Genomic DNA, 20433 nt, shown 5'->3' with positions numbered 1-20433 from the left:
ATGTACTCCTAATCCATAGAACGAAAGGAGAGAGCACCAATGGTACCGGTAGTTGAATTGAACGATATCGCTCACGCATATGTCACGGATCGGGAAGCCTCTCTGGCTGTGGAAGGAATTCAATTGAAGGTGGAACCGGGGGAGTTCATCAGCCTGGTTGGGCCTAGCGGCTGCGGCAAGACGACCATCTTGTCTGTCATTGCCGGCTTGCTGCAGCCATCCAAAGGAGTCGCCTACGTGAACGGCAAACCGGTAAACGGACCGTCGCCGGAAGTTGGGTACATGCTGCAGCAGGACTATTTATTTCCTTGGCGCACCATTATGGATAACGCCTTGATCGGCTTGGAACTGACGGAGCGGTTGAATCCGGAAAGCCGAGGCGTGGTACAGAGTTTGCTCAAGGAGATGGGTCTTGCGGACAGCGGTAATCTCTATCCCGCCCAGCTGTCAGGCGGAATGAGACAACGGGTTGCACTCGTAAGGACCTTGGCGACAGACCCGGGACTGCTGCTGCTGGATGAACCTTTCTCCGCACTGGATTATCAGACGAAGCTGCAGCTTGAGGATCTGATCGTGGAGACCTTGAAGGAGCGGGGGAAAACCGCCATTCTGGTCACCCATGATTTGTCTGAAGCGATTGCGATGAGTGACCGTGTCATTCTCCTGAACCGCAACCCGGGGAGGGTTCACCGCATGTTCAATATTCCCGAGAACATACGCCGGGTGCAGCCTTTTTATGCTCGTAAGGAGCCAGGGTTCAACGAATTGTTTCATGAGATCTGGGGCGAAATGCAAACGATCGGGAAGGAGTGAAGCTTATGACAACAAGGGATGAGCCTTCTGCTTCTTCTTCGAAGGGCTGGCTCCAGGATATTTATGTTCAGCATATGAAGCGAAAGAAAAGCATGCGCACACGCGTGCTGACCGTCCAGCTTAGCTTGCTGTTGCTATTCTTTATCTGGTGGGAAGCGGCAGGCAGATTCAAATGGATAGACGTGCTGCTCTTCAGCTATCCGACCAAAATTTTTGCCAACATATGGGGGAATATGATCAGCGGCGAGTTATGGGGGCACTTGGGGGTCACGGTAGGAGAGACGGTTGTCGGATTCCTGCTCGGCACGCTGGTAGGCACGCTGCTGGCCGTATTCATCTGGTGGTCACCGTTTCTTAACAAAGTTCTGGATCCCTACATGGTTGTGTTCAACAGTATGCCGAAAGTGGCGCTGGGACCCATATTTATCGTGATGTTTGGCGCGGGTTTTACCGCTATTGTCGTCACTACGTTATCCATCACGGTCATCGTGACCACGCTTGTTGTTTACAACAGTTTTCATGAGGTGGATTCCAATCTGATCAAGGTCGTCCGGACCTTTGGCGGAACCAAGCGCCAGGTGTTTCAGCGAGTTATTTTGCCGGCTTCCTACCCGACGATCGTGTCAACGCTTAAGGTCAACGTGGGCATGGCGTGGGTCGGCGTCATCGTCGGGGAATTCCTGGTCGCCAAATCGGGTCTCGGTTACTTGATTATGTACGGCTTTCAGGTATTCAATTTTACGCTTGTGTTGTCGAGTCTGCTCATTATCGCCGTTGTAGCTACAGCTATGTATCAAATGGTGGTATATATAGAGCGGATCCTGATGCGAGGCTAACTGAACTGGGTATTCAAGGAGGTTGACATGATCTGCACTATTTTGCTAGTATGTATCCCGAAATAAATTTTCCTTTAATACAGTCCAGAGAGGCTGAAAAGGGCTACGTGATATTTTTAGGCTAATAATATCTATGTCTTCGCATGCCCTTTTGCCCTCTGTGCAAGAAGGGCTTTTTATTTTGCTTAAGTACCTCTTTTAAAGGGAGTCCTGTGAGGCTTCAAAAGAGAATGGAAAAGTCTTGTGTAATCCATTCCCTCAAACACGCTAAAAGAGAGTTTTATCATCAAGAATTTGGAGGAACGCTAGAATGGATTATCGTAAGAAGACAGTGGTAGCTTCAGTAGCTGGTTTAACGTTGGAAGGAATGGACATTATGTTTGTTTCCTTTGCGATGACAATGATTATTTCAGAATTTAACATTGACTTCGCAACGGGTGGACTGATTTCTTCCATAACGAATATCGGCATGCTGCTAGGCGGTATTATTTTTGGGATTTTAGCGGATAAGTTTGGGCGGGTAAAGGTGTTTGCAAATACCGTCTTGTTGTTTGCAATTGGAACGGCTTTAACGGGATTAGCAGCGAATATTGAACAAGTATATATTTTCAGGTTTATCGCAGGTCTTGGTGCAGGGGGCGAATATGGAATTGGTATGGCTCTCGTTGCCGAGGCTTGGCCGAAAGACAAACAAGGAAGAGCTTCCTCGTATGTGAGTGTAGGTGCACAGTACGGCGTTATTTTAGCAGCGTTGTTAAGTGCTGTCATTCTTCCGTTCTTGGGATGGAGAGCTTTATTCTTTGTTGGAGTGGTACCTGTCATTTTCGCCGTTATTGTGCGAAAGAACCTTGAAGAATCTCCAGAGTGGCTGGCTGCCCAAAAAAATAAAGAAACCAACAAAAAACATGGAAAAGGCAAGCTGGCTCAACTATTTGAAACGCCTAGAACATCACTGACAACAATTTCATTGATTATTATGGCAACGGTGCAAATTGCCGGCTACAATGGTTTGATGATTTGGCTGCCATCCATGCTGCAGAAATCTCAAGGTTTATCCGTTTCAAGTTCTGCTCTTTGGACCATTAGTACAGCGGTTGGCATGATTATTGGGATGCTAGTATTCGGCTTGTTTATGGACCGATTTGGTGCAAAGCGTGCTTTTGGCATCTTCTTGCTTGCCTCTGCATGTGCTGTGTTTTTATACTCCTATGCTGCTGGAAGTGTTGCCATTTTAATCGGTGGCGCGATTGTCGGTTTCTTCTCGAATGGCATGTTTGCCGGGTATGGAGCTTTAATTAGCAGCTTCTATCCTGTGCAAATTCGAAGTACGGCGACAAATACGATTTTTAACTTCGGTAGAGCCATTGGAGGGTTTTCGCCAATCTTTGTCGGCTATATTCTTCAAAGTTATGATATGACGGTCGTCATGATCTACTTAGCCGCCTTATACTGTATTTCCCTTATCTTCATGTTGACTCTAAAAAAAGGGCCAAGTGAGGTTTTGCAACCCGTTGAAGTTAAAATAAATTAAAGCATGAAAGAACGAATTCCACACCATAGGGATTCGTTCTTTTTTATGTGCACCCGGCATGGTATGCATATGTACTATAATAAACCCCTTCCCCACCAGATTTATGCGGAGAAGAATTTATCTGAGCTAATTGAAGAACTTCTTAACTTATTTGGCTAGGAAATCGGCTGTGAATTTTTCAATAAATCCATATTTTACCCTGAAAGAAGTCTCCATGTATGGGATAATCTCTTTGAGATCGATTAGGAAAACTTGGAGGGAATGATAACGATGAAATTTATAATTCGAAAGATGAGAGAGCCCGACGATTATGCTGCGGTTGCGTCGCTGCTCAATACGGTTTGGCCGGAACCGATAACGGCAGAACTTTTGAAGGAAGAGGAGGACCAAATCCCTCCGGGAAAGCTGGATTACAATGAGAAGGGCGAACTGACAGGATGGGATCGTCCCAAATGGGTAGCAGAAGATGAGTCGGGACAAGTTGTTGCTTACGCTATCGCTTGGAGGGCACCTTGGACGGAGCCGGGTGAATTATTCCTCACCCTTGTTGTACACCCGGAAAGCCGCGGGAACGGGGTAGGCAAGGCGATGTACGATACGCTTCACCAATGGGCGGCAGAGGTTAAAGCCTCTCATCTGACCGTTATTTTGAGAGAAACGGACGCTTCGTCGGCAACTTTCGCCGAACGTCGCGGTTACATACAGGAGCGCCATATCTTCGAATCCGTTTTGGATCTGGCATCGTTTGACGACGACAACCTGTTTGTTGCGATTGAAGAGGCAGAGCGGGCCGGAATTCAGTTCATTACATTAGCCGATGAGCCGGGAGAAGACGGGGAAAGAAAGCTCTATGAGCTGTACAAGGTCACGCAGCCGGATATACCGGGTTTTTCCGGCGATTTCCCTTGGTTTGAAGAATGGAAGAAATGGAGCATTGGACACAGCAGAGTGCGCCCGGAATGGATCCATATCGCCAAGGACGGCGACCGCTACATCGGTGTCGTCACGTTGCAGCAGAACGAGCAGACGCAGGCGATGTATCATGAATATACCGGCGTTCTGCCGGAGTACCGGGGCCGCCGCATCGCGCTTGCCTTAAAGCTGCTCGGCATTCAAACAGCACGTGCATGCGGAGTCCCTTATTTGAGAACGCATAATGATTCCATGAACGTCCCGATGCTTCGAATTAACCGTGATCTTATCGGTTTCCGGGCGGAGCCGGGGAATTATCAGATGGTGCTTAAGCTGTAAACATCAACAATTGGAGAAAGAGGAAAACGAAATGGAAATAAAAAAAATCAGGAATCGAAACGTTCTGTTTACGTATCGGCAGCCTGCTGGTTGGGATTTAAATGTTCAGCTTATTCTCGGCAATCGGTACAACTACATCATCGATACAGGCTTGGGCTCTTTGAGCATGGAGCCTGTCAAAGAATACATAAAGCATGATTCCAAGCCCATCATCGTCATCAATACCCATTACCATTGGGATCACACCTGGGGAAACAGCTCGTTTCGAAACTGCACGATTATATCTCACACGAGCTGCAGGGACATGATCGATGTACATTGGGAAGAGATGATGCAGAAATACGGGCATCTTGTTGACGGTGAAGCCGAAAAACTTCTACCCGATCTAACTTTCGAACAAGAGATCTATTTTCCCGATGACCAAATAAGAATCATGTATACACCCGGGCATACCGCGGACTCCATCAGCGTTATGGATGAATGGGAAAAGGTCATTCATGTAGGCGATAATATCGGTGACTCGATGGAGGAGCCTGTTCCAAGCCTCTATGGTGATAAAGACGACTATATCAAGACTCTTTTAAAGTATAAGAAATGGATATGGAACTTTGCGTGTCAGGGCATAATACGGTTACGGAAAAGCAAGTCTTTGACAAAATCCTGGACCTCTTATAAGGGCGCCCGCCAACATTTTAACGGAAGTAGACACTAAGTACTATTTAATAGTTATCCAATTAATAGTTATCCAAAAAGCCGGTTTTCCTCTCTAAGGAATCCGGCTTTTCATATTCAATGGACACTTGCACGTTCATGTCTAGTGAAAATTTAGGGTCATAATATCTAATGAAGATGGATCATTTTTTCAAAATATTCTATTGGAAAATTTCCCTTACCGTGCAGTTGTACTGCTATCTACACTTCACTCTCTTCCATCGCTCGGATTGACTCGGCGACCTTGGCCATCATCGAGCATTCGATTCGTTTGCGGAACACGTCGCAACTAAACTCGTAGATTCCGTTAATGGAACCCGTCGCATGCAAAGCATTGGCAGGACAGCCGCCGCTGCAGTAGAGTTTAGCCCAGCAATCTTTACACTCCGGCTTCGTGTAGCAGTTGCTTTCTTTGAATTGGCATTGCAGTTCAGGCCGCTTGATGCCATCCCAGATGTTGCCCATGCTGTATTCTTCATCCCCGACAAACTGGTGGCAAGGGAACAATTCGCCCCATGGTGTGACCGCGAAATACTCTGTGCCTGATCCACAGCCCGTGATCCGCTTCTGAATGCACGGTCCCTCTGAGAGATCGAGCATGTAATGATAGAAGGTAAACCCTTTGCCTTGTTCAGTGCGCTCAATCATTTCCTTGGCTAGAATTTCGTACTGATTGTATATCTCCGGGAGATCTTTCTCGGTAAGCGCATAAGGTTCCCGTGGATCACAGATGACCGGCTCCATCGAGATTTTGTCAAAACCAAGATCTGCGATATGGAAGATGTCTTTGGTGAAGTCGACATTGTTCCGCGTATACGTTCCCCGTACATAATATTCTTGATCTCCGCGCTTTTGGACGAATTCCTTGAACTTCGGCACGATAGAATCATAGCTTCCCTTGCCGGTAACGGTTGTGCGCAGCCGATCATGTACTTCTTTCCTTCCATCCAAGCTCAAGACGACATTGTACATTTCCTGATTTAAAAACTCGGTAACCTCATCGTTGAGCAGCATGCCATTCGTTGTGAAGGTGAAGCGGAATTTTTTCTTCCATTCCTTCTCTTTGCTTCGTGCGTACTTTACAATCTCTTTGACGACTTTCCAAGCCATAAGCGGTTCCCCGCCGAAGAAGTCGATATCAAGGTTTCGGTGATGGCCAGAATTTTCTAGCAGATAATCGATAGCTCTTTGCCCGACCTCTACGCTCATAATTGCCCGATCACCATTGTATTTCCCTTGGCTGGCGAAGCAATATTCGCACGACAGATTGCAAGTATGTGCGACATTGAGACAGAGCGCCTTTACATACGTTTTACGTGCTTTTAAATGAATAGATAGATCCTCATAAGCATCCTCTGTAAAAAGCTGCTCATTCTTAATTAGTTCCTCGACCGCTGAGATCGTCTCCTGAATGCTTTCTTCTGAATATTGTTTTTCCATCATGAACGCCAGGATTTGTTCGGGTGTTTCATGTTCATAAAGCGCAATAACTTCATATGCCAGGTCATCAACAACATGTACAGAGCCACTATAGGTGTCGATTACGATGTTGTATCCGTTCAGTTGATATTGATGAATCATACTGCGAATCAAGCTCCTTTTTACTACAAATTGCAGGCGGCTATTCAGCAGAAACAACTTCGCCGTCCTTGTAAGGACGGCGGTGAGTTTCTTTGCCCATTTGTTATTTGTTCATTACGTTCTCACAACGCTGATTAGCTACGCCGCAGGAAGTCTTGCAAGCAGATTGGCAAGATGTCTGGCATGCGCCGCATCCGCCGTGTTTTGCAGTGTCCATCAGTTTGCGTGTGCTTAGTGTTACGATTCTTTTCATCATGAATAACTCCTCTACCATTTCTTGAATTCGAATAAACTCGCTACGTTGAACTATGGTAACAACAACTTGGAATACTCAACAATCAAAAAGGTCACACTAATTGGAAAATCTAATGGACTAGGCCACCCAGGCATGGTTGTTTATGGCATTAAAATAAGCTAGGATGAAGATACCTTATAATATGTAGTCACGTGAAAGGTAACATATATAGTCATCATCAACTCGCCTGGAGGCTCTTCATCACATGGGATTTCGTGTCATCAAAACGGCTGCGGCAAGCCTGCTTGCCATCTTAATTACAGATGCCTTGAACATACCGGGGGCTACGTCCGCCGGTCTTCTTGCTATACTCGGCGTTGACGTCACGCGAAAACGGAGTGTGCGCTCCATTTCGTCCAGATTGTTCGCTTCATTGCTGGGACTGGTGCTGGCGTGTGTTTTATTTTATTTTCTCGGTTTTCATTATTGGGTACTAGCCATATACATATTGCTTGCATTTCCCGCGATTTCGAAGGCGAACTTCAAGGAAGGCATTGTAACCAGTTCGGTTGTAGTGTTTCGGGTGTTTCAGGGGAAAGAGATCGGAGTGGACATTTTGTTCACCCAAATAGAACTGTTGATTATTGGTCTCGGATCCGCCATGCTTGTGAACTTGGTTTATATGCCGAACAGCGAGGGAGCGATGATGGAGATTCGCCGGAAGGTGGACGGGCTCTTCTCTGTCATTTTCCATCATTTCTCGCTTACGCTTCGAGATCCCGAACATATATGGGACGGTAAAGAGTTAATTGAGGCTAACCGGCAGATTGAAAGAGGAATTGAGGAAGCGAAGCGGGCATCGGAGAATCAGATGATTCATCCGGACGGCTCCTGGAACATCTACTTTTATATGCGGAAGGAACAGATGGAGAATATCCAGAGCATGATGCATCAGATATCCCAGGTGTATGAGAGGCTTCCTCATGGCGTGCTGACGGCGGAAATATTCGATCAGTTAAGCAAGGATGTCATTGCCGAAGGATACACGGGCAAGTCCGAAGGACTGCTGATTGAGCTGGAGGACTTGTTTAAAGAGATGGAGCTGCCGACGACCCGCGAAGAATTCGAGGTCCGGTCTGCCATCCTGCAGTTATGCCATGAGCTGGAATACTATTTGAATATTTCAAAGAAGTATAAGGCACCCACGGCGAAAAAACCGCAGAAGCGCGCGGATTCGGCCGTATAGCTTAGGGATTTGCAAAAAAAAATCTGATATTTTTAGCATCATATGAATTTATTTGGACCACTTCATTCAACATTCGCCCATGTCTTGCATACACATGTATGGAATGATTGTATGGAGGAGGTTCGAAGATGTCATTGAGTCATAAACACCAATGTAGAGAAATCATCACGAAGGCGATCTGCGGCAAGGGTCGTAAATTCTCTACCGTAACACATACCGTGACTCCGCCTAATAATCCGACCAGTATTTTGGGGGCTTGGATTATAAACCATCAATACGAGGCGGTTGCCGCCGGAGACGGAATTGAAGTTATTGGTACTTACGATGTTAACATCTGGTATTCCTATGACAAAAATTCACAGACCGATGTGGCCAAAGAAACGGTATCGTATGTAGAACGCGTGCCTCTTTCTTATCTGGATCCGAAGCATCGTGCATCCACGGTGGAAGTGTCGGCTGAAGCGACACAGGAGCCGAGCTGCGTTGAGGCCAGCGTATCCTCGAATGGCACGAGTGTCATTCTGCGGGTAGAGAGAGAGTACGCGGTGGAGCTGATTGCGGAAACCAAGGTCGTTGTCAAAGTATGCAGCCATCACCATGGCGACTACGAAGACAAAGAATTCGATTACGTCCTGGGAGACGAAGGCGATGATTACGAAGACCTTGATTACGAAGGTCTGGAGGATGAACTGTAAGATAACCCTCCTGTAGGAATGATTCTAATCTTAGCATATGCAGTGAGGGCAGCTTTGCGGAGGGCGGATGCCCTCTTTTTTATTTTTTTTTACAGGGGGACTAGGAGATGGCTCAATTTAAAGTAGAACCAGTTGCTGTAAAAGAATATGTACCATTGAAGGGAGCTGCAGTGCTCCTCGCGCAAGCACGTCTGATCAGATCCGGAATACCATGCTCTCTGGGCTTGAGTACAGTTGAGGAGAAGCATTTCACGGCCAGGTACGCGGTTCATGTCGAGGGGTTGTCTGCAGTCTCGATCCGCTCTTATCAGCTTGGCGGCAGCGAAGTGATATTTGAGCCCGATCCCGAGAACGGGAGGTATGAAGACGGCCTGCATCGGAGATTGGAGAAAGCAGCCCTGCGGTCGCTGTATACGCTGGGTGTGGATGAAGGAGAGGTCATCATCACGGCCCGGCCCGGGCGAAGATATGTAGTCGAAGGTGTCCGCATGAAAGCGGGCCGGAATAAAACCGTTATGAGTGCCAAAGGCCAACAGGCGGCAGGTTTTCACGCGCATAACGAAGACAGTGAGTTTCCTTTGACTCCTCCGCTGCTCATGGGGATGGATCCCGAATTTGTGCTGATGAAGGATAACGGAGATATTGTGTATGCATCCGAATTTATGGAGCGTGGCGGGTCAGTCGGCAGTGACGCCGTTCGTTATCGGGGTGAGGTCATATACCCCATTGCCGAGCTGAGGCCGTTACCGAGAGCAAGGCCAAAGGAGTTAGTGATTGAAATGCAAAAAGCTCTGCGTCAAGCCCAGAGCCTAATTACCGATCATTCATTAACATGGAGGGCAGGAGCTCTGCCTTATGGTGATTTCCCGTTGGGAGGCCATATTCATTTCAGTGGGGTACCGCTTTCCCTGTCTCTTCTTCAGACCCTGGATAATTATTTGGCTCTGCCGCTGGCGCTGCTGGAAGACCCCAAGGGGCGTCTTCGTAGGCCCCGTTATGGATATCTGGGGGATTTTCGGAGACAGCCATATGGTGGGTTTGAATACCGTACGCTTCCCAGCTTTCTCGTTTCGCCGCTTGTCGCGAAGGTGTCACTCTATGTTGCCTATCTGGCAGCTCGGTACAGCGACCGCTTGCTAGCGAGGCCATTCAATACGGAACGTTACCATCGCGCCTATTATGAAGGCGACAAGTCCGTGCTTCAAGAATGTATTGCAGGCTGGCATAGGGATTTGTCAACACTGCCGGAATATTCGGACTTTGCTCGTGAAATCGAACTGGCTCTTGCACACATGGAGGCGGGGCGCGTTTGGGATGAGAGCAGAGATATCAGGCCGCTGTGGAATATTCCCGTTTAAGAGGTTGTTCAAAAAGTCCGCTTTTGATAAGAAAACCTCTATCGAGGCCACTTCAAGGATGAGCGACCGCGATGCATAGGTAGGTTTTCTTGCGATATCGAATTTCATCAGTTCCACTGATCACTCATAAATTCTATATCTAACACGAAGTGAATCAAGAAGCAACTCGGCATCGAATCTTGAATTCAGCCGGGCCTAAGTAGTAGCTTCCGAAGTATCTTTCCTACGGAAACATTTCAGGTGCTCACGTACAAACTACGTACGCTCCGCTCCTCAATCCCTAGCTTCATCCAACTGAAGCGTTTTGAAAAAACGCACATCGGAAGCATAAGCCTCGGTGCTGAAAACCGACCTTTTTGAACGCGCACGTTAAACCGTGATGCCTTGAGGTCAATTTCTGTTATAATGGAGGTCAAGCTAGAAGGTAATGGAGGTACGTCATGGCTAAATATACGCCGATGATTGAACAATATTTGAAGGTCAAAGAACAAGCGCGCGATGCGTTTCTTTTTTTTCGCTTAGGCGATTTTTACGAAATGTTTTTTGATGATGCGATCCTCGCATCGAAGGAATTGGAGATTACGCTGACCGGCCGCGAAGGCGGCGGTGCAGAGAAAATACCGATGTGTGGAGTGCCCTATCATTCCGCGGAGGGTTACATCCAGCGGTTGATTGAGAAAGGGTACAAAGTCGCCATCTGCGAGCAGATGGAAGATGCTTCTGTCACCAAAGGCATGGTGCGGCGGGAAATCGTTCGGGTCGTCACGCCGGGGACCATCATGGACGGCAAGGTCGTGCACGACAAATCGAACAATTACATGGTGTGCGTTACGGAAGCGGGCGGATTGATGTCTTTATCGGCATGCGATCTGTCCACAGGTGAGCTTTATGTGACATCAGTGCCATCTTCGGAGGAATGGCTGCGGGATGAGATTGGCCTTTATGAGCCTTCCGAGATCATTGGGGACGCTTCCCTTCTTGATATCATCTCATCTCAGGCGCTTCCAGGCAGCCGCAACATTGTCTATACGGCTTGGGATCGTAGGGAGGACGCATTGGTTCGCTCCCAATTCGGAGAACCGGCCTGGGCCCGCCTGGAAGAGGAGCGAAGAGCCTGCATATCCCTGCTGATCTCGTATTTAAGCGAGACGCAGAAGCGGTCACTGGGACAGCTGACGCAGATTGCTTCTTACGAACCGGGACAATACATGGTTCTGGATCCATTCACCAGACGCAACCTGGAGCTGGTTGAGACAGTTCGTGAGCGTTCAAAGAAAGGTTCGCTCCTGTGGCTTCTGGATCGCACGGAAACCTCGATGGGAGCCAGACTCCTGCGGCGGAGAATCGATAAACCGCTGCTGTCCCGCAGCCGGATTGAAGAGCGGCTGGAGGCTGTTGAGCATTTGTATAACCAGTACATACTGCGTGAAGATCTGCGGATGGCGCTTAAAGAGATATACGATCTGGAACGGTTGGTCGGCCGGATTGCGTTTGGCAGCGCGAACGGACGGGATTTGAACGCGCTCAAGCTGTCGTTAAGACAAATCCCTTCCCTGAAAGAGCTGTGTGCCCATTCGGCTTCCGAGACGCTGCGGCGGGTGGCTGCGGATACGGATATTTGTGACGATCTGTGTGAACTGATCGAGAATGCGATTGTTGATGAACCGCCGGTGTCCGTGCGTGACGGAGGCATCATCAAGCCGGGCTATCACGAGCGGCTGGATGAGTTTCGTGAAGCGAGTACCAGCGGCAAACGCTGGATCGCCGAGCTGGAAGCGAAGGAACGCGCGGCTACGGGGATCAAGTCGCTGAAGATCGGTTACAACAAGGTGTTTGGCTATTATATCGAGGTGACCAAGTCCAATCTGTCGTCCCTGCCGGAAGGCCGGTACGAACGCAAGCAGACCCTGGCGAACGCGGAGCGTTATGTCACGCCCGAGCTGAAGGAGAAGGAAGGTCTGATCCTGGAGGCGCAGGAGAAGATGGTGGATATGGAGTACGCCCTCTTTACCGAGCTCAGGGACAAGCTGAATACCCAAGTAAGCCGGTTGCAGAAGCTCGCTGAGCGCATTGCAGAGATCGACGTCTACCAATCGTTGGCTGCGGTCAGTGCGGAATACCGGTTCGTGAAGCCGGAACTGAGCGAAGGTTATGATTATATCGTTGAAGGCGGTCGTCATCCTGTTGTAGAAGCCGTCATGAAGGATTCATCGTTTATCGCGAACGGAACGGATTTGCGCAAGGACGGCTCCTCGATCCTGCTTATTACCGGTCCGAATATGGCTGGAAAAAGCACGTACATGCGCCAGGTTGCCTTATTATCGATTCTGGCCCAGATGGGCTGTTTTGTCCCGGCAGAGCGTGCGGTTGTCCCGCTGGTCGACCGGATCTTTACCCGCATCGGGGCGGCTGACGATCTGATCGGCGGTCAGAGCACCTTCATGGTGGAGATGGCGGATATTCAGGTCATGACGGAAAAAGCGACGCCCCGCAGCCTGATCATCATTGATGAGCTTGGACGCGGTACGTCGACGAGTGAAGGCATGGCAATCGCACAAGCTGTGATTGAGTATGTGCATGACCATATCGGCTGCAAGGCATTGGTATCAACGCATTTCCATGAGCTTGCCCATCTACAGGAAAGCCTTGGCGGTCTTAAAAATTATTCCATGGCGGTTCAGGAAAGCGGAGACAAAGTGCATTTCCTCCGCAAGCTGATCCCTGGCGCAGCCGACAGCAGCTACGGCATTTACTGTGCGAGATTGGCCGGCTTGCCCGGCAGTATCATTGACCGCGCATATGGGCTGCTGCAGGGTCTGGAGATGGCTTCGCTGGCCGCGGTGGCATCAGAGCAAGGGGCTGTGATGCAGCGCGAGCAGCCAACTGCCGCACCTCAGTCCGATGAAAGACGAAGCGGACCGGAAGCTGTGTTTGAGCATCGAGAAGATACAACGCTGTATACTGAAGGCTTGGGCGGTGCTGACCAGAAAGGCGGCGTGGTACAGCTCTCCATTTTTGGCGAGGAGGAAGTGCCTGAATCGAGTGCTAAGCCTAGTAAGGATCAGCACTCGATGCCGCAGGAAGCCTCTCAAGATCCTGCGATCAAGAGCCTCATTGATGCTGTTAAGGGTGCGGACGTGATGAATATGACGCCGCTTCAGGCCATGCAGTTCCTGAATGACCTGAAGCTTCAAGCAAAGGATATGTGATTTAGCATAGGAATGAAATGAAACGGAGGTAGGAACGATGGGGATTATTCGGATTTTGGACGAGCATATTGCAAACCAGATTGCTGCCGGTGAGGTGGTGGAGCGACCTGCCTCCGTTGTGAAGGAGCTAGTCGAGAACGCCATTGATGCCGGGAGCACCAAGATTGACGTAACGGTTGAAGAAGGCGGACTGGACAGCATTCGCGTGACGGATAACGGTGCCGGCATTGATCCGGAGGATTGCGAGACGGCTTTTTATCGTCATGCAACGAGCAAAATCGCTGAAGGCCGCGATTTGTTCCAAATCACCAGCCTAGGATTCAGGGGCGAAGCCCTGCCATCCATTGCGGCTGTATCCAAGGTACGTCTGGTTACCTCCAATGCTCAGGATGGGCGCGGACGTGTGATCGAGATCGAAGGCGGTCATCTGCGCGTGAACGAAGAGACGGCCGCACCCAGAGGAACGGATTTCCTCGTGAAGGAATTGTTCTTTAATACGCCGGCAAGGCTGAAATATATGAAAACAATCCAAACGGAGCTGGGGCACATATCCGACTATCTGTACCGTCTGGCCCTCTCCCGGCCGGATATTGCCTTTACGCTTAGGCACAATGGAAACTCGCTGCTGCAGACGCTGGGCAATGGCGATGCCCTTCAGGTCATTGCGGCCATATACGGTACCCAATCGGCCAAAGCGATGCTGCCGTTTGAAGCGGAGAATATGGATTATACGTTAAGCGGATATATCAGCCGCCCGGATTATACGCGGGCAAACCGTAACGGCATGTCGCTCATCATTAACGGGCGGTATATTCGGAATTACGGCTTAATGCAGGCGATTTTGAGAGGTTATCATACGCTGCTGCCGATCAACCGGTTTCCGCTCGTTGTCATTCAGCTGTCCATGCACCCCTCGTTGATCGATGTGAATGTGCATCCATCCAAGCTGGAGGTGCGGTTCAGTAAAGAGCAGGAGCTGTTCGCTTTTGTGGAGGAAGAGATTCGCAAGGTGCTGCAGCAGGAAATTCTTATTCCACGTCCGGCCAAACAAAATATTGGCAAAAGCGACAACGCCTATATCCAGGAACAGCTGCAATTTTCTTCTGCGCAAGGTCGTGTCTCTGCGATCGGTAGCGGTAATGAACGGGATATCGCGATCCCAGGAAGCGGCGAGCTTTCCACTGGTGGAAACATGCCTCTCCATGCGTCGCCTGCGTCGACACGGCCGGAGGGTCAGGTATTCACTCAGTCTGAGTCCAATATCAAGCAGACGTATGGGGCCGGAGCAGCAGGAACAGCTGCCACCTCGCAAATGCTGGAAACGGCAGCAGCTTCTTCTTACCGCAATGATTACCGCAATGAGACTAGGGGGAATGCCGGAATTCCTGCCATAACGAAGGAGTGGCTGCAGGCGGCCTCAGGACCGGCTCCCGAGATTCCGCCATTTCCGGAGCTTACGCTGATCGGCCAGCATCACGGCACCTATCTTATAGCGCAGAATGATACCGGGCTGTACCTGATTGATCAGCATGCCGCACATGAGCGGATTAACTACGAGTATTACTATGAACAGTTTGGCAACCCGGCAGACGCATCCCAGGAGCTGCTGCTGCCGATTACGCTCGAATTCACGCCCTCGGAATCGGAGAAGGTGAAGGAACGGCTGCATTGGTTTGAGAAGGTTGGCGTTTATATGGAGTTTTTTGGCGGCCATACCTTCCTGGTTCGTTCCCATCCGTTCTGGTTCCCTAAGGGCGACGAGAAGGCCATTATCGAAGAGATGGCTGAATGGGTGCTGAGCGAACGCAATATTGATATCGCCAAGCTGAGAGAAACCTCGTCTATCATGTGTTCCTGCAAGGCTTCCATCAAAGCCAATCAGAAGCTGACGGAGCAGGAGGCGATGACGTTGATTCAGCGTTTGGGCGCCTGCCGGCAGCCATACACATGTCCGCATGGTCGACCGATCGTAGTTTCATTCTCATCTTATGATTTGGAGAAAATGTTTAAACGCGTGATGTAACAGCAAGGAGGACCTTCATGATTATAACAACTGGAGAAGCGGAAGCGCCGGACATTGTGGAGCGCGCGAGATGTTTAGCCCAAGAAATCGGCTGCCGTTATGTCCAGCGCGGCGGTCATTCATTGCGAAAATTAGCCCGCCGGTTCGAAGACGATGACGTGCTGGTCGTACTGAACGGACATGTGCGTCTAAGCGGACCGGATGGGGCGGTCATGGAATTTCATCCGAGTATGGGGTTTGTCCGATTGAAACGCGTGCTGAGCGGAAGACCCGATCCCATGCTGGAGGCTTCCGGAATGGAGGAAGGGGATTCCGTACTGGACTGTACGGCCGGGCTTGGAGCCGATTCCCTGGTATTCTCGGGCAGGGGCGGGGCGAGCAGTCAGATCACCGCCCTGGAGAGCTCACTGCCCTTGTATGCGCTGCTGAAAGAAGGGCTGCGGACCTATGAAAGCCATTTGGAGGCCAGTGATCAGGCGATGAGGCGAATCGAGGTCAGGCACAGCCATCATCTGGATTATTTGAAGTCGCTGCCGGACCGGAGCGTAGACATTGTTTATTTTGATCCGATGTTCCGTGAACCGATCGCCGAATCGGCTTCGATCCATCCTCTAAGACATTATGCATATGGGGAGCCGCTGGAAATGGAAAGTGTGAGAGAAGCGGTTAGGGTCGCGCGCAAAACCGTCGTGATGAAGGAAGCCCGATCCAGCGGAGAGTTTGAGCGGCTTGGCTTTACATTGCCTGAACGGGGAAAATCGAAAATAACGTACGGAGTGATTTCCATTGACAGATGAAACCAAACCGAAACTGCTCGTTCTCATCGGACCAACAGCTGTAGGTAAAACCAAAATGAGCATTGAGATCGCGAAGGAATTCGGATGCGAGATTATCTCCGGCGATTCGATGCAGGTATACCGGGGCATGGATATCGGAACGGCCAAAATTTCCGTGGAGGAAATGGAAGGCGTTCCTCACCATCTCATTGATATTCACGAGCCCGATCACCCCTATTCGGTAGCCGAATTTCAGGAGCAGAGCCAGAGGCTCATTACGGAGATTACGCAGCGGGGGAAACTTCCTTTTATTGTTGGGGGAACCGGACTTTACGTGGAGTCGGTGTGTTACGGCTATCAGTTTAGCGAGACGGGAGCGGATGAAGTTTTTCGGGAAGAGCAGTTCTGCTATGCCAACGAACATGGAGCCGAGGCTCTTCATCAAAAATTGGCAGAGGTTGATCCTGAAACGGCCGAGCGGCTTCACCCTAATGACCTACGTCGGGTCGTTCGTGCTTTAGAAGTATTTCATGTGACCGGCGTCCCACTTTCGACCCAACTGGCACCTCAAACCAAGCAATCTCCCTATGACTTATGCTTGGTCGGTTTGACAATGGACAGGCAAATGCTATATAACCGTATTGAAGAGCGAATTGATCTTATGCTGAGCCAGGGACTTGTTGATGAGGTGGCGGCGCTCATGAACAAAGGGTTCGCTCCGGGGCTTGTATCCATGCAAGGGCTGGGTTACAAGGAAATCGTTTCGTACCTTAGCGGGGAGTTCAGCTACGAGGAGGCCGTCGTGCTGCTTAAGCGCGATACACGCCGTTTCGCTAAGCGGCAGCTATCTTGGTTTCGCCACATGAAGGACATCGAGTGGGTAGACGTCACCGACTCGGGAAATTTTTCTGCGAACTATCAAAAAATCCGTGCTATAATAGCAGGAAAGTTTCACTGAAATCTTGAATATATTTTCAAAACAATCTAAATGAACCATTGGGGGTACGGCTAATGAACAAGTCCATTAACATCCAAGACACGTTCTTGAACCAACTGCGCAAAGAGAACATTCCGGCCACGGTATACCTTACAAACGGCTTTCAGATCCGTGGAACGATCAAAGCTTTTGACAATTTTACCATCGTGATTGACAGCGACGGCCGTCAGCAAATGGTGTACAAGCATGCTATCTCCACGTTCATGCCGCAGCGTAATGTGTCCCTGATGCAGGATAACAGCAGCGAACAATAGATTTTAGAATGGATTCATAAAGAGCAGAATCATACCGTAAATGATTAATTTGAAACTTTTTGGCTTATATTTCGTTTAGCTTATAAGGAGTGCAGAGAGCAACCTGAGAAGGTTGTTCTTTTCTTTCCGAGGCATGACTTGAGTCAGAAGGCTTGATCCCGCAAGGGAGTAAGGAGGGGGACAAATGGCTGGAAAAGATAATCAGATGTCACGGTTGAACAAAAACAAAGACAACCCGAAGACATCCAAAACCACGAAACCGAATGCGAAGAAGAAAAAAGGCAAAGGAAAGCGAATTGCATGGGCATTGTTTTTTACGGCTGTCATTGCGATCTTCTGTGCACTTGCAGGTTATTTGTTCATCTTGATCAGCGGTGAAAAGCTGCTGGAGCAGAATCAGGATAAGCTGACCGCTTACGGTACTTCTAAGGTATATGACCGTAATGGCACGCTGATGGGCGAACTGTCCCTTCAGAAGAGTGATCCTGTGAAGTACGAGGATATTCCGGAGCTATTGGTACAAGCATTTATTGCAACAGAAGATAAACGGTTCATGGAGCATAACGGCGTAGACATGTGGTCGATCGGCCGCGCAGCGGTAAAGGATGTCATGGCCCGTTCCATGGTCGAAGGCGGAAGTACGATCACGCAGCAGCTGGCGAAGAACATATTCCTGACCAGGGATAAAACATTCTTCCGGAAGGCGACTGAAATGTCGATCGCGCTGGCGCTTGAGCGTAAGCACAGTAAACAGGAAATTATTGAGATGTACTTGAACCGGATTAACTTCGGGGGGCCTTATTACGGCATCAAAGCCGCGTCCGAGCGTTATTTCGGCAAATCGGATCTAAAAAAACTGGAGATATGGGAAATAGCAACACTGGCGGCAATGCCGAAGGGACCGTCCCGATATAATCCGCTCAAGAACCCTGAGCTCTCCAAAGAGCGTCGTGCGGTGGTATTGACTTTGATGGAACAGCAGGGTTATATCACGGCCGAAGAGGCGGCGAAAGCCAAGAAAGTGGACTATGCGTATACACCGCCTGAAAGACAACAGAAATATACAGCGTTTATCGACTATGTAATGGAAGAAGCCGAAGAAAAATGGGGCCTCACCGAGGACGATGTTAATATTGGCGGTTATCAGATTTACACAACGATGGACGTGAATGCCCAGACGGCAATGGAAGAAGAGTTCAAGAATCCGGAAAACTTTGAAAAAGGTCCTGATGACGTACCCGTTGAGGGTTCCATGGTCATCATTAACCAGGAGACCGGCGGTATCGTAGCCATGTCCGGTGGACGGGAATATACGCGCGGCGGGTTCAGCCGGGCTACCGACAGCCGTCGTCAGCCGGGCTCCGCCTTGAAGCCGATTGTATCGTATGCACCGGCGCTGGAATCCGGGAAGTTTACGAAGGACTCCAGATTGAGTAATAAACAGCAATGTTTTGGCACCAACTATTGCCCAAGAAACCTGCACGGATATTCAGAGACGATTGGTATGCCGGAAGCGATTCAGCGTTCCGAGAACATTCCGGCCGTATGGCTGTTGAACCAAATCGGCGTAAAAACCGGATTCGAGTTCGCTCAGAGTCTCGGGATCAAGATGACCGAAGGCGACGCGAACTTATCCCTGGCCCTCGGCGGAATGAATACCGGTACGAACACATTCGAGATGGCACAAGCTTTCAGCGCCTTTGCTAATGGCGGAGAATTCAAAGAGGCTTTTGCAATCAAGCAGATTAAAGATAACAAAGGCAAGGTTGTGCATGAGAACAAAGGCAGCAAAGGGAAGCGCGTGATGAGCGCTTCGACGGCTTCGCAAATGACAGACATGATGAAGCGCGTTGTAGAGGACGGAACGGGTAGAAATGCCCGGATCAGTCGTCCGGTAGCCGGTAAGACCGGAACCACGCAGAGCGGCTATAAGGGCGTCAGCTCAAACCGCGACGTATGGTTTGTCGGATATACGCCGGAGTTAACCGCAGCTGTGTGGATGGGTTATGATAACCCAGACCGGCAGCATCTGCTGAAACGAAGCAGTTCGATCTCAGCTTCCTTATGGGGCAAAGTGATGGAGAAGGCTGTTCAAGGCTATGAAGCGAAGAGCTTCCCAAGTACCGAGCCGGTAAAGCCGCCTGTTGAAGAAACGACATTAACCGCAGTCAGCGGTTTGACGGGCTCCTATAATGGAGAGACTCAGACTGTATCACTGAGCTGGAATCCGGTTCAGGGCAACGTGCAATACCGCGTGTATCGTAAGGAAACGTCGGAATCGGAATACACCCCGATTCTCGATGCCTTGAATGGTACGTCCATTGAGGATTTGAGCGCAATGGAGGGACTGACCTATGATTATTATGTGACTGCTATAGACCCGTCTACGAGCCAGGAGTCGGCACCTTCGAACCTCCTGCAGATTGTGGCCGTTTCCGAGGAATTGCCGCCTGAGGATCTCGAACCCGATCCGGGGGACATCCAGGAACCACCTCCGGTTGATGAAGGTGACAACGGAGCAGGCAATGAGTTCCCTCCTGGGAATGAGAATGGCAACGGGAACGGAAATGGCAACGGTAATGGTAATAGCGAGCCAGGCAATGGGAATGGTGAAGGCCCAGGCAATGGTAACGGTAATGGAACGAACCCTCCTGATAATGGAAACGGAGCCGGGAATGGCCAAGATGGTCAAAATCCTGGCAATGGATCTGATGGCTCAGGAGATGGATCTAACCATGGTGACACAGGCACTGGAGGAACCGACAGCGATTCGGGTGATATTCCTACGGTACCGGGAACCATTGTGGATCCGTCAGATCCGGTTGATGGTTCTGACCAGTTCCAAGATAGTCCATAATGAACTTGAGAGCCTCCGCATGATTGCGGAGGCTTCTTTGTTTTGAGTGTGCTACCCAAA

General features: G+C 49.6%; 16 protein-coding genes. 14 read left to right on the top strand and 2 right to left on the bottom strand.

Features of this window, described 5'->3' with window-relative positions:
- Nucleotides 1-39 precede the first annotated feature (39 nt).
- From ACOZB4_RS20805 to ACOZB4_RS20785, 5 genes are all read left to right on the top strand, one after another.
- Nucleotides 40-813, top strand: coding sequence for an ABC transporter ATP-binding protein (locus tag ACOZB4_RS20805; RefSeq protein WP_076321120.1), 774 nt, complete (start codon nucleotides 40-42; stop codon nucleotides 811-813).
- A gap of 74 nt (nucleotides 814-887) precedes the next feature.
- On the top strand, nucleotides 888-1649 hold the full coding sequence (locus ACOZB4_RS20800) for an ABC transporter permease (RefSeq protein ID WP_422759622.1): 762 nt from the start codon (nucleotides 888-890) through the stop codon (nucleotides 1647-1649).
- Between the two features lie 310 nt (nucleotides 1650-1959).
- The gene (locus tag ACOZB4_RS20795; protein WP_379406914.1) at nucleotides 1960-3180 is read left to right on the top strand and encodes an MFS transporter; all 1221 of its coding nucleotides are present in this window, start codon (nucleotides 1960-1962) and stop codon (nucleotides 3178-3180) included.
- A gap of 270 nt (nucleotides 3181-3450) precedes the next feature.
- The gene (locus ACOZB4_RS20790) at nucleotides 3451-4431 is read left to right on the top strand and encodes a GNAT family N-acetyltransferase (protein WP_379406915.1); all 981 of its coding nucleotides are present in this window, start codon (nucleotides 3451-3453) and stop codon (nucleotides 4429-4431) included.
- 31 nt (nucleotides 4432-4462) lie between these two features.
- Complete coding sequence (locus ACOZB4_RS20785) at nucleotides 4463-5143, top strand: MBL fold metallo-hydrolase (protein WP_379406916.1); 681 nt, start codon at nucleotides 4463-4465, stop codon at nucleotides 5141-5143.
- Nucleotides 5144-5343: 200 nt separating this feature from the next.
- Here ACOZB4_RS20785 and scfB read toward each other — a convergent pair whose 3' ends face one another.
- Both scfB and scfA read right to left on the bottom strand, forming a co-directional pair.
- On the bottom strand, nucleotides 5344-6723 hold the full coding sequence (gene scfB, locus ACOZB4_RS20780; protein ID WP_379406917.1) for a thioether cross-link-forming SCIFF peptide maturase: 1380 nt from the start codon (nucleotides 6721-6723) through the stop codon (nucleotides 5344-5346).
- 103 nt (nucleotides 6724-6826) lie between these two features.
- Nucleotides 6827-6976, bottom strand: a complete 150-nt coding sequence (scfA, locus tag ACOZB4_RS20775) for a six-cysteine ranthipeptide SCIFF (protein WP_379407010.1) — start codon at nucleotides 6974-6976, stop codon at nucleotides 6827-6829.
- A gap of 247 nt (nucleotides 6977-7223) precedes the next feature.
- On the opposite strand from scfA, the gene ACOZB4_RS20770 reads away from it, so the two are divergent.
- The 9 genes from ACOZB4_RS20770 (at nucleotide 7224) to ACOZB4_RS20730 (ending at nucleotide 20373) form a co-directional block, all read left to right on the top strand.
- Complete coding sequence (locus tag ACOZB4_RS20770) at nucleotides 7224-8204, top strand: aromatic acid exporter family protein (RefSeq protein WP_379406918.1); 981 nt, start codon at nucleotides 7224-7226, stop codon at nucleotides 8202-8204.
- Between the two features lie 128 nt (nucleotides 8205-8332).
- Nucleotides 8333-8899, top strand: a complete 567-nt coding sequence (locus ACOZB4_RS20765; RefSeq protein ID WP_076321128.1) for an outer spore coat protein CotE — start codon at nucleotides 8333-8335, stop codon at nucleotides 8897-8899.
- 107 nt (nucleotides 8900-9006) lie between these two features.
- Nucleotides 9007-10257 (top strand): putative amidoligase domain-containing protein, encoded by a 1251-nt coding sequence (locus ACOZB4_RS20760; RefSeq protein ID WP_379406919.1) that lies wholly within the window; start codon nucleotides 9007-9009, stop codon nucleotides 10255-10257.
- 440 nt (nucleotides 10258-10697) lie between these two features.
- Complete coding sequence (gene mutS / locus ACOZB4_RS20755; RefSeq protein WP_422759620.1) at nucleotides 10698-13466, top strand: DNA mismatch repair protein MutS; 2769 nt, start codon at nucleotides 10698-10700, stop codon at nucleotides 13464-13466.
- A gap of 37 nt (nucleotides 13467-13503) precedes the next feature.
- Nucleotides 13504-15489, top strand: coding sequence for a DNA mismatch repair endonuclease MutL (gene mutL, locus ACOZB4_RS20750; RefSeq protein ID WP_379406920.1), 1986 nt, complete (start codon nucleotides 13504-13506; stop codon nucleotides 15487-15489).
- Nucleotides 15490-15506: 17 nt separating this feature from the next.
- On the top strand, nucleotides 15507-16286 hold the full coding sequence (locus tag ACOZB4_RS20745) for a class I SAM-dependent methyltransferase (RefSeq protein ID WP_379406921.1): 780 nt from the start codon (nucleotides 15507-15509) through the stop codon (nucleotides 16284-16286).
- Nucleotides 16276-17223, top strand: a complete 948-nt coding sequence (gene miaA, locus ACOZB4_RS20740; RefSeq protein WP_379406922.1) for a tRNA (adenosine(37)-N6)-dimethylallyltransferase MiaA — start codon at nucleotides 16276-16278, stop codon at nucleotides 17221-17223. The genes ACOZB4_RS20745 and miaA overlap by 11 nt, the downstream gene beginning before the upstream one ends.
- 53 nt (nucleotides 17224-17276) lie before the next feature.
- A complete protein-coding gene (gene hfq / locus ACOZB4_RS20735; protein WP_076321134.1) occupies nucleotides 17277-17516 on the top strand; it encodes an RNA chaperone Hfq in 240 nt (79 codons plus the stop codon).
- Between the two features lie 184 nt (nucleotides 17517-17700).
- Nucleotides 17701-20373, top strand: a complete 2673-nt coding sequence (locus ACOZB4_RS20730) for a transglycosylase domain-containing protein (protein ID WP_379406923.1) — start codon at nucleotides 17701-17703, stop codon at nucleotides 20371-20373.
- The last annotated feature ends 60 nt before the right edge of the window (nucleotides 20374-20433 follow it).

The organism is Paenibacillus sp. NPDC058898, from assembly GCF_049316025.1.
Taxonomy (GTDB): Bacteria; Bacillota; Bacilli; order Paenibacillales; family Paenibacillaceae; genus Paenibacillus_AQ.
The sequence above is the reverse complement of the archived record's forward strand: the minus strand, read 5'-3'. Positions and strand labels throughout refer to the sequence as shown.

Coding starts and splice junctions, on each gene's coding strand:
- ACOZB4_RS20800 (WP_422759622.1), top strand. CDS start 888: ATGAAGCGAAAGAAAAGCATGCGCACACGCGTGCTGACCGTCCAGCTT.
- ACOZB4_RS20785 (WP_379406916.1), top strand. CDS start 4,463: ATGGAAATAAAAAAAATCAGGAATCGAAACGTTCTGTTTACGTATCGG.
- ACOZB4_RS20765 (WP_076321128.1), top strand. CDS start 8,333: ATGTCATTGAGTCATAAACACCAATGTAGAGAAATCATCACGAAGGCG.
- mutL (WP_379406920.1), top strand. CDS start 13,504: ATGGGGATTATTCGGATTTTGGACGAGCATATTGCAAACCAGATTGCT.
- mutS (WP_422759620.1), top strand. CDS start 10,698: ATGGCTAAATATACGCCGATGATTGAACAATATTTGAAGGTCAAAGAA.
- hfq (WP_076321134.1), top strand. CDS start 17,277: ATGAACAAGTCCATTAACATCCAAGACACGTTCTTGAACCAACTGCGC.
- ACOZB4_RS20730 (WP_379406923.1), top strand. CDS start 17,701: ATGGCTGGAAAAGATAATCAGATGTCACGGTTGAACAAAAACAAAGAC.
- ACOZB4_RS20745 (WP_379406921.1), top strand. CDS start 15,507: ATGATTATAACAACTGGAGAAGCGGAAGCGCCGGACATTGTGGAGCGC.
- ACOZB4_RS20790 (WP_379406915.1), top strand. CDS start 3,451: ATGAAATTTATAATTCGAAAGATGAGAGAGCCCGACGATTATGCTGCG.
- scfA (WP_379407010.1), bottom strand. CDS start 6,976: ATGAAAAGAATCGTAACACTAAGCACACGCAAACTGATGGACACTGCA.
- scfB (WP_379406917.1), bottom strand. CDS start 6,723: ATGATTCATCAATATCAACTGAACGGATACAACATCGTAATCGACACC.
- ACOZB4_RS20805 (WP_076321120.1), top strand. CDS start 40: ATGGTACCGGTAGTTGAATTGAACGATATCGCTCACGCATATGTCACG.
- ACOZB4_RS20760 (WP_379406919.1), top strand. CDS start 9,007: ATGGCTCAATTTAAAGTAGAACCAGTTGCTGTAAAAGAATATGTACCA.
- ACOZB4_RS20795 (WP_379406914.1), top strand. CDS start 1,960: ATGGATTATCGTAAGAAGACAGTGGTAGCTTCAGTAGCTGGTTTAACG.
- ACOZB4_RS20770 (WP_379406918.1), top strand. CDS start 7,224: ATGGGATTTCGTGTCATCAAAACGGCTGCGGCAAGCCTGCTTGCCATC.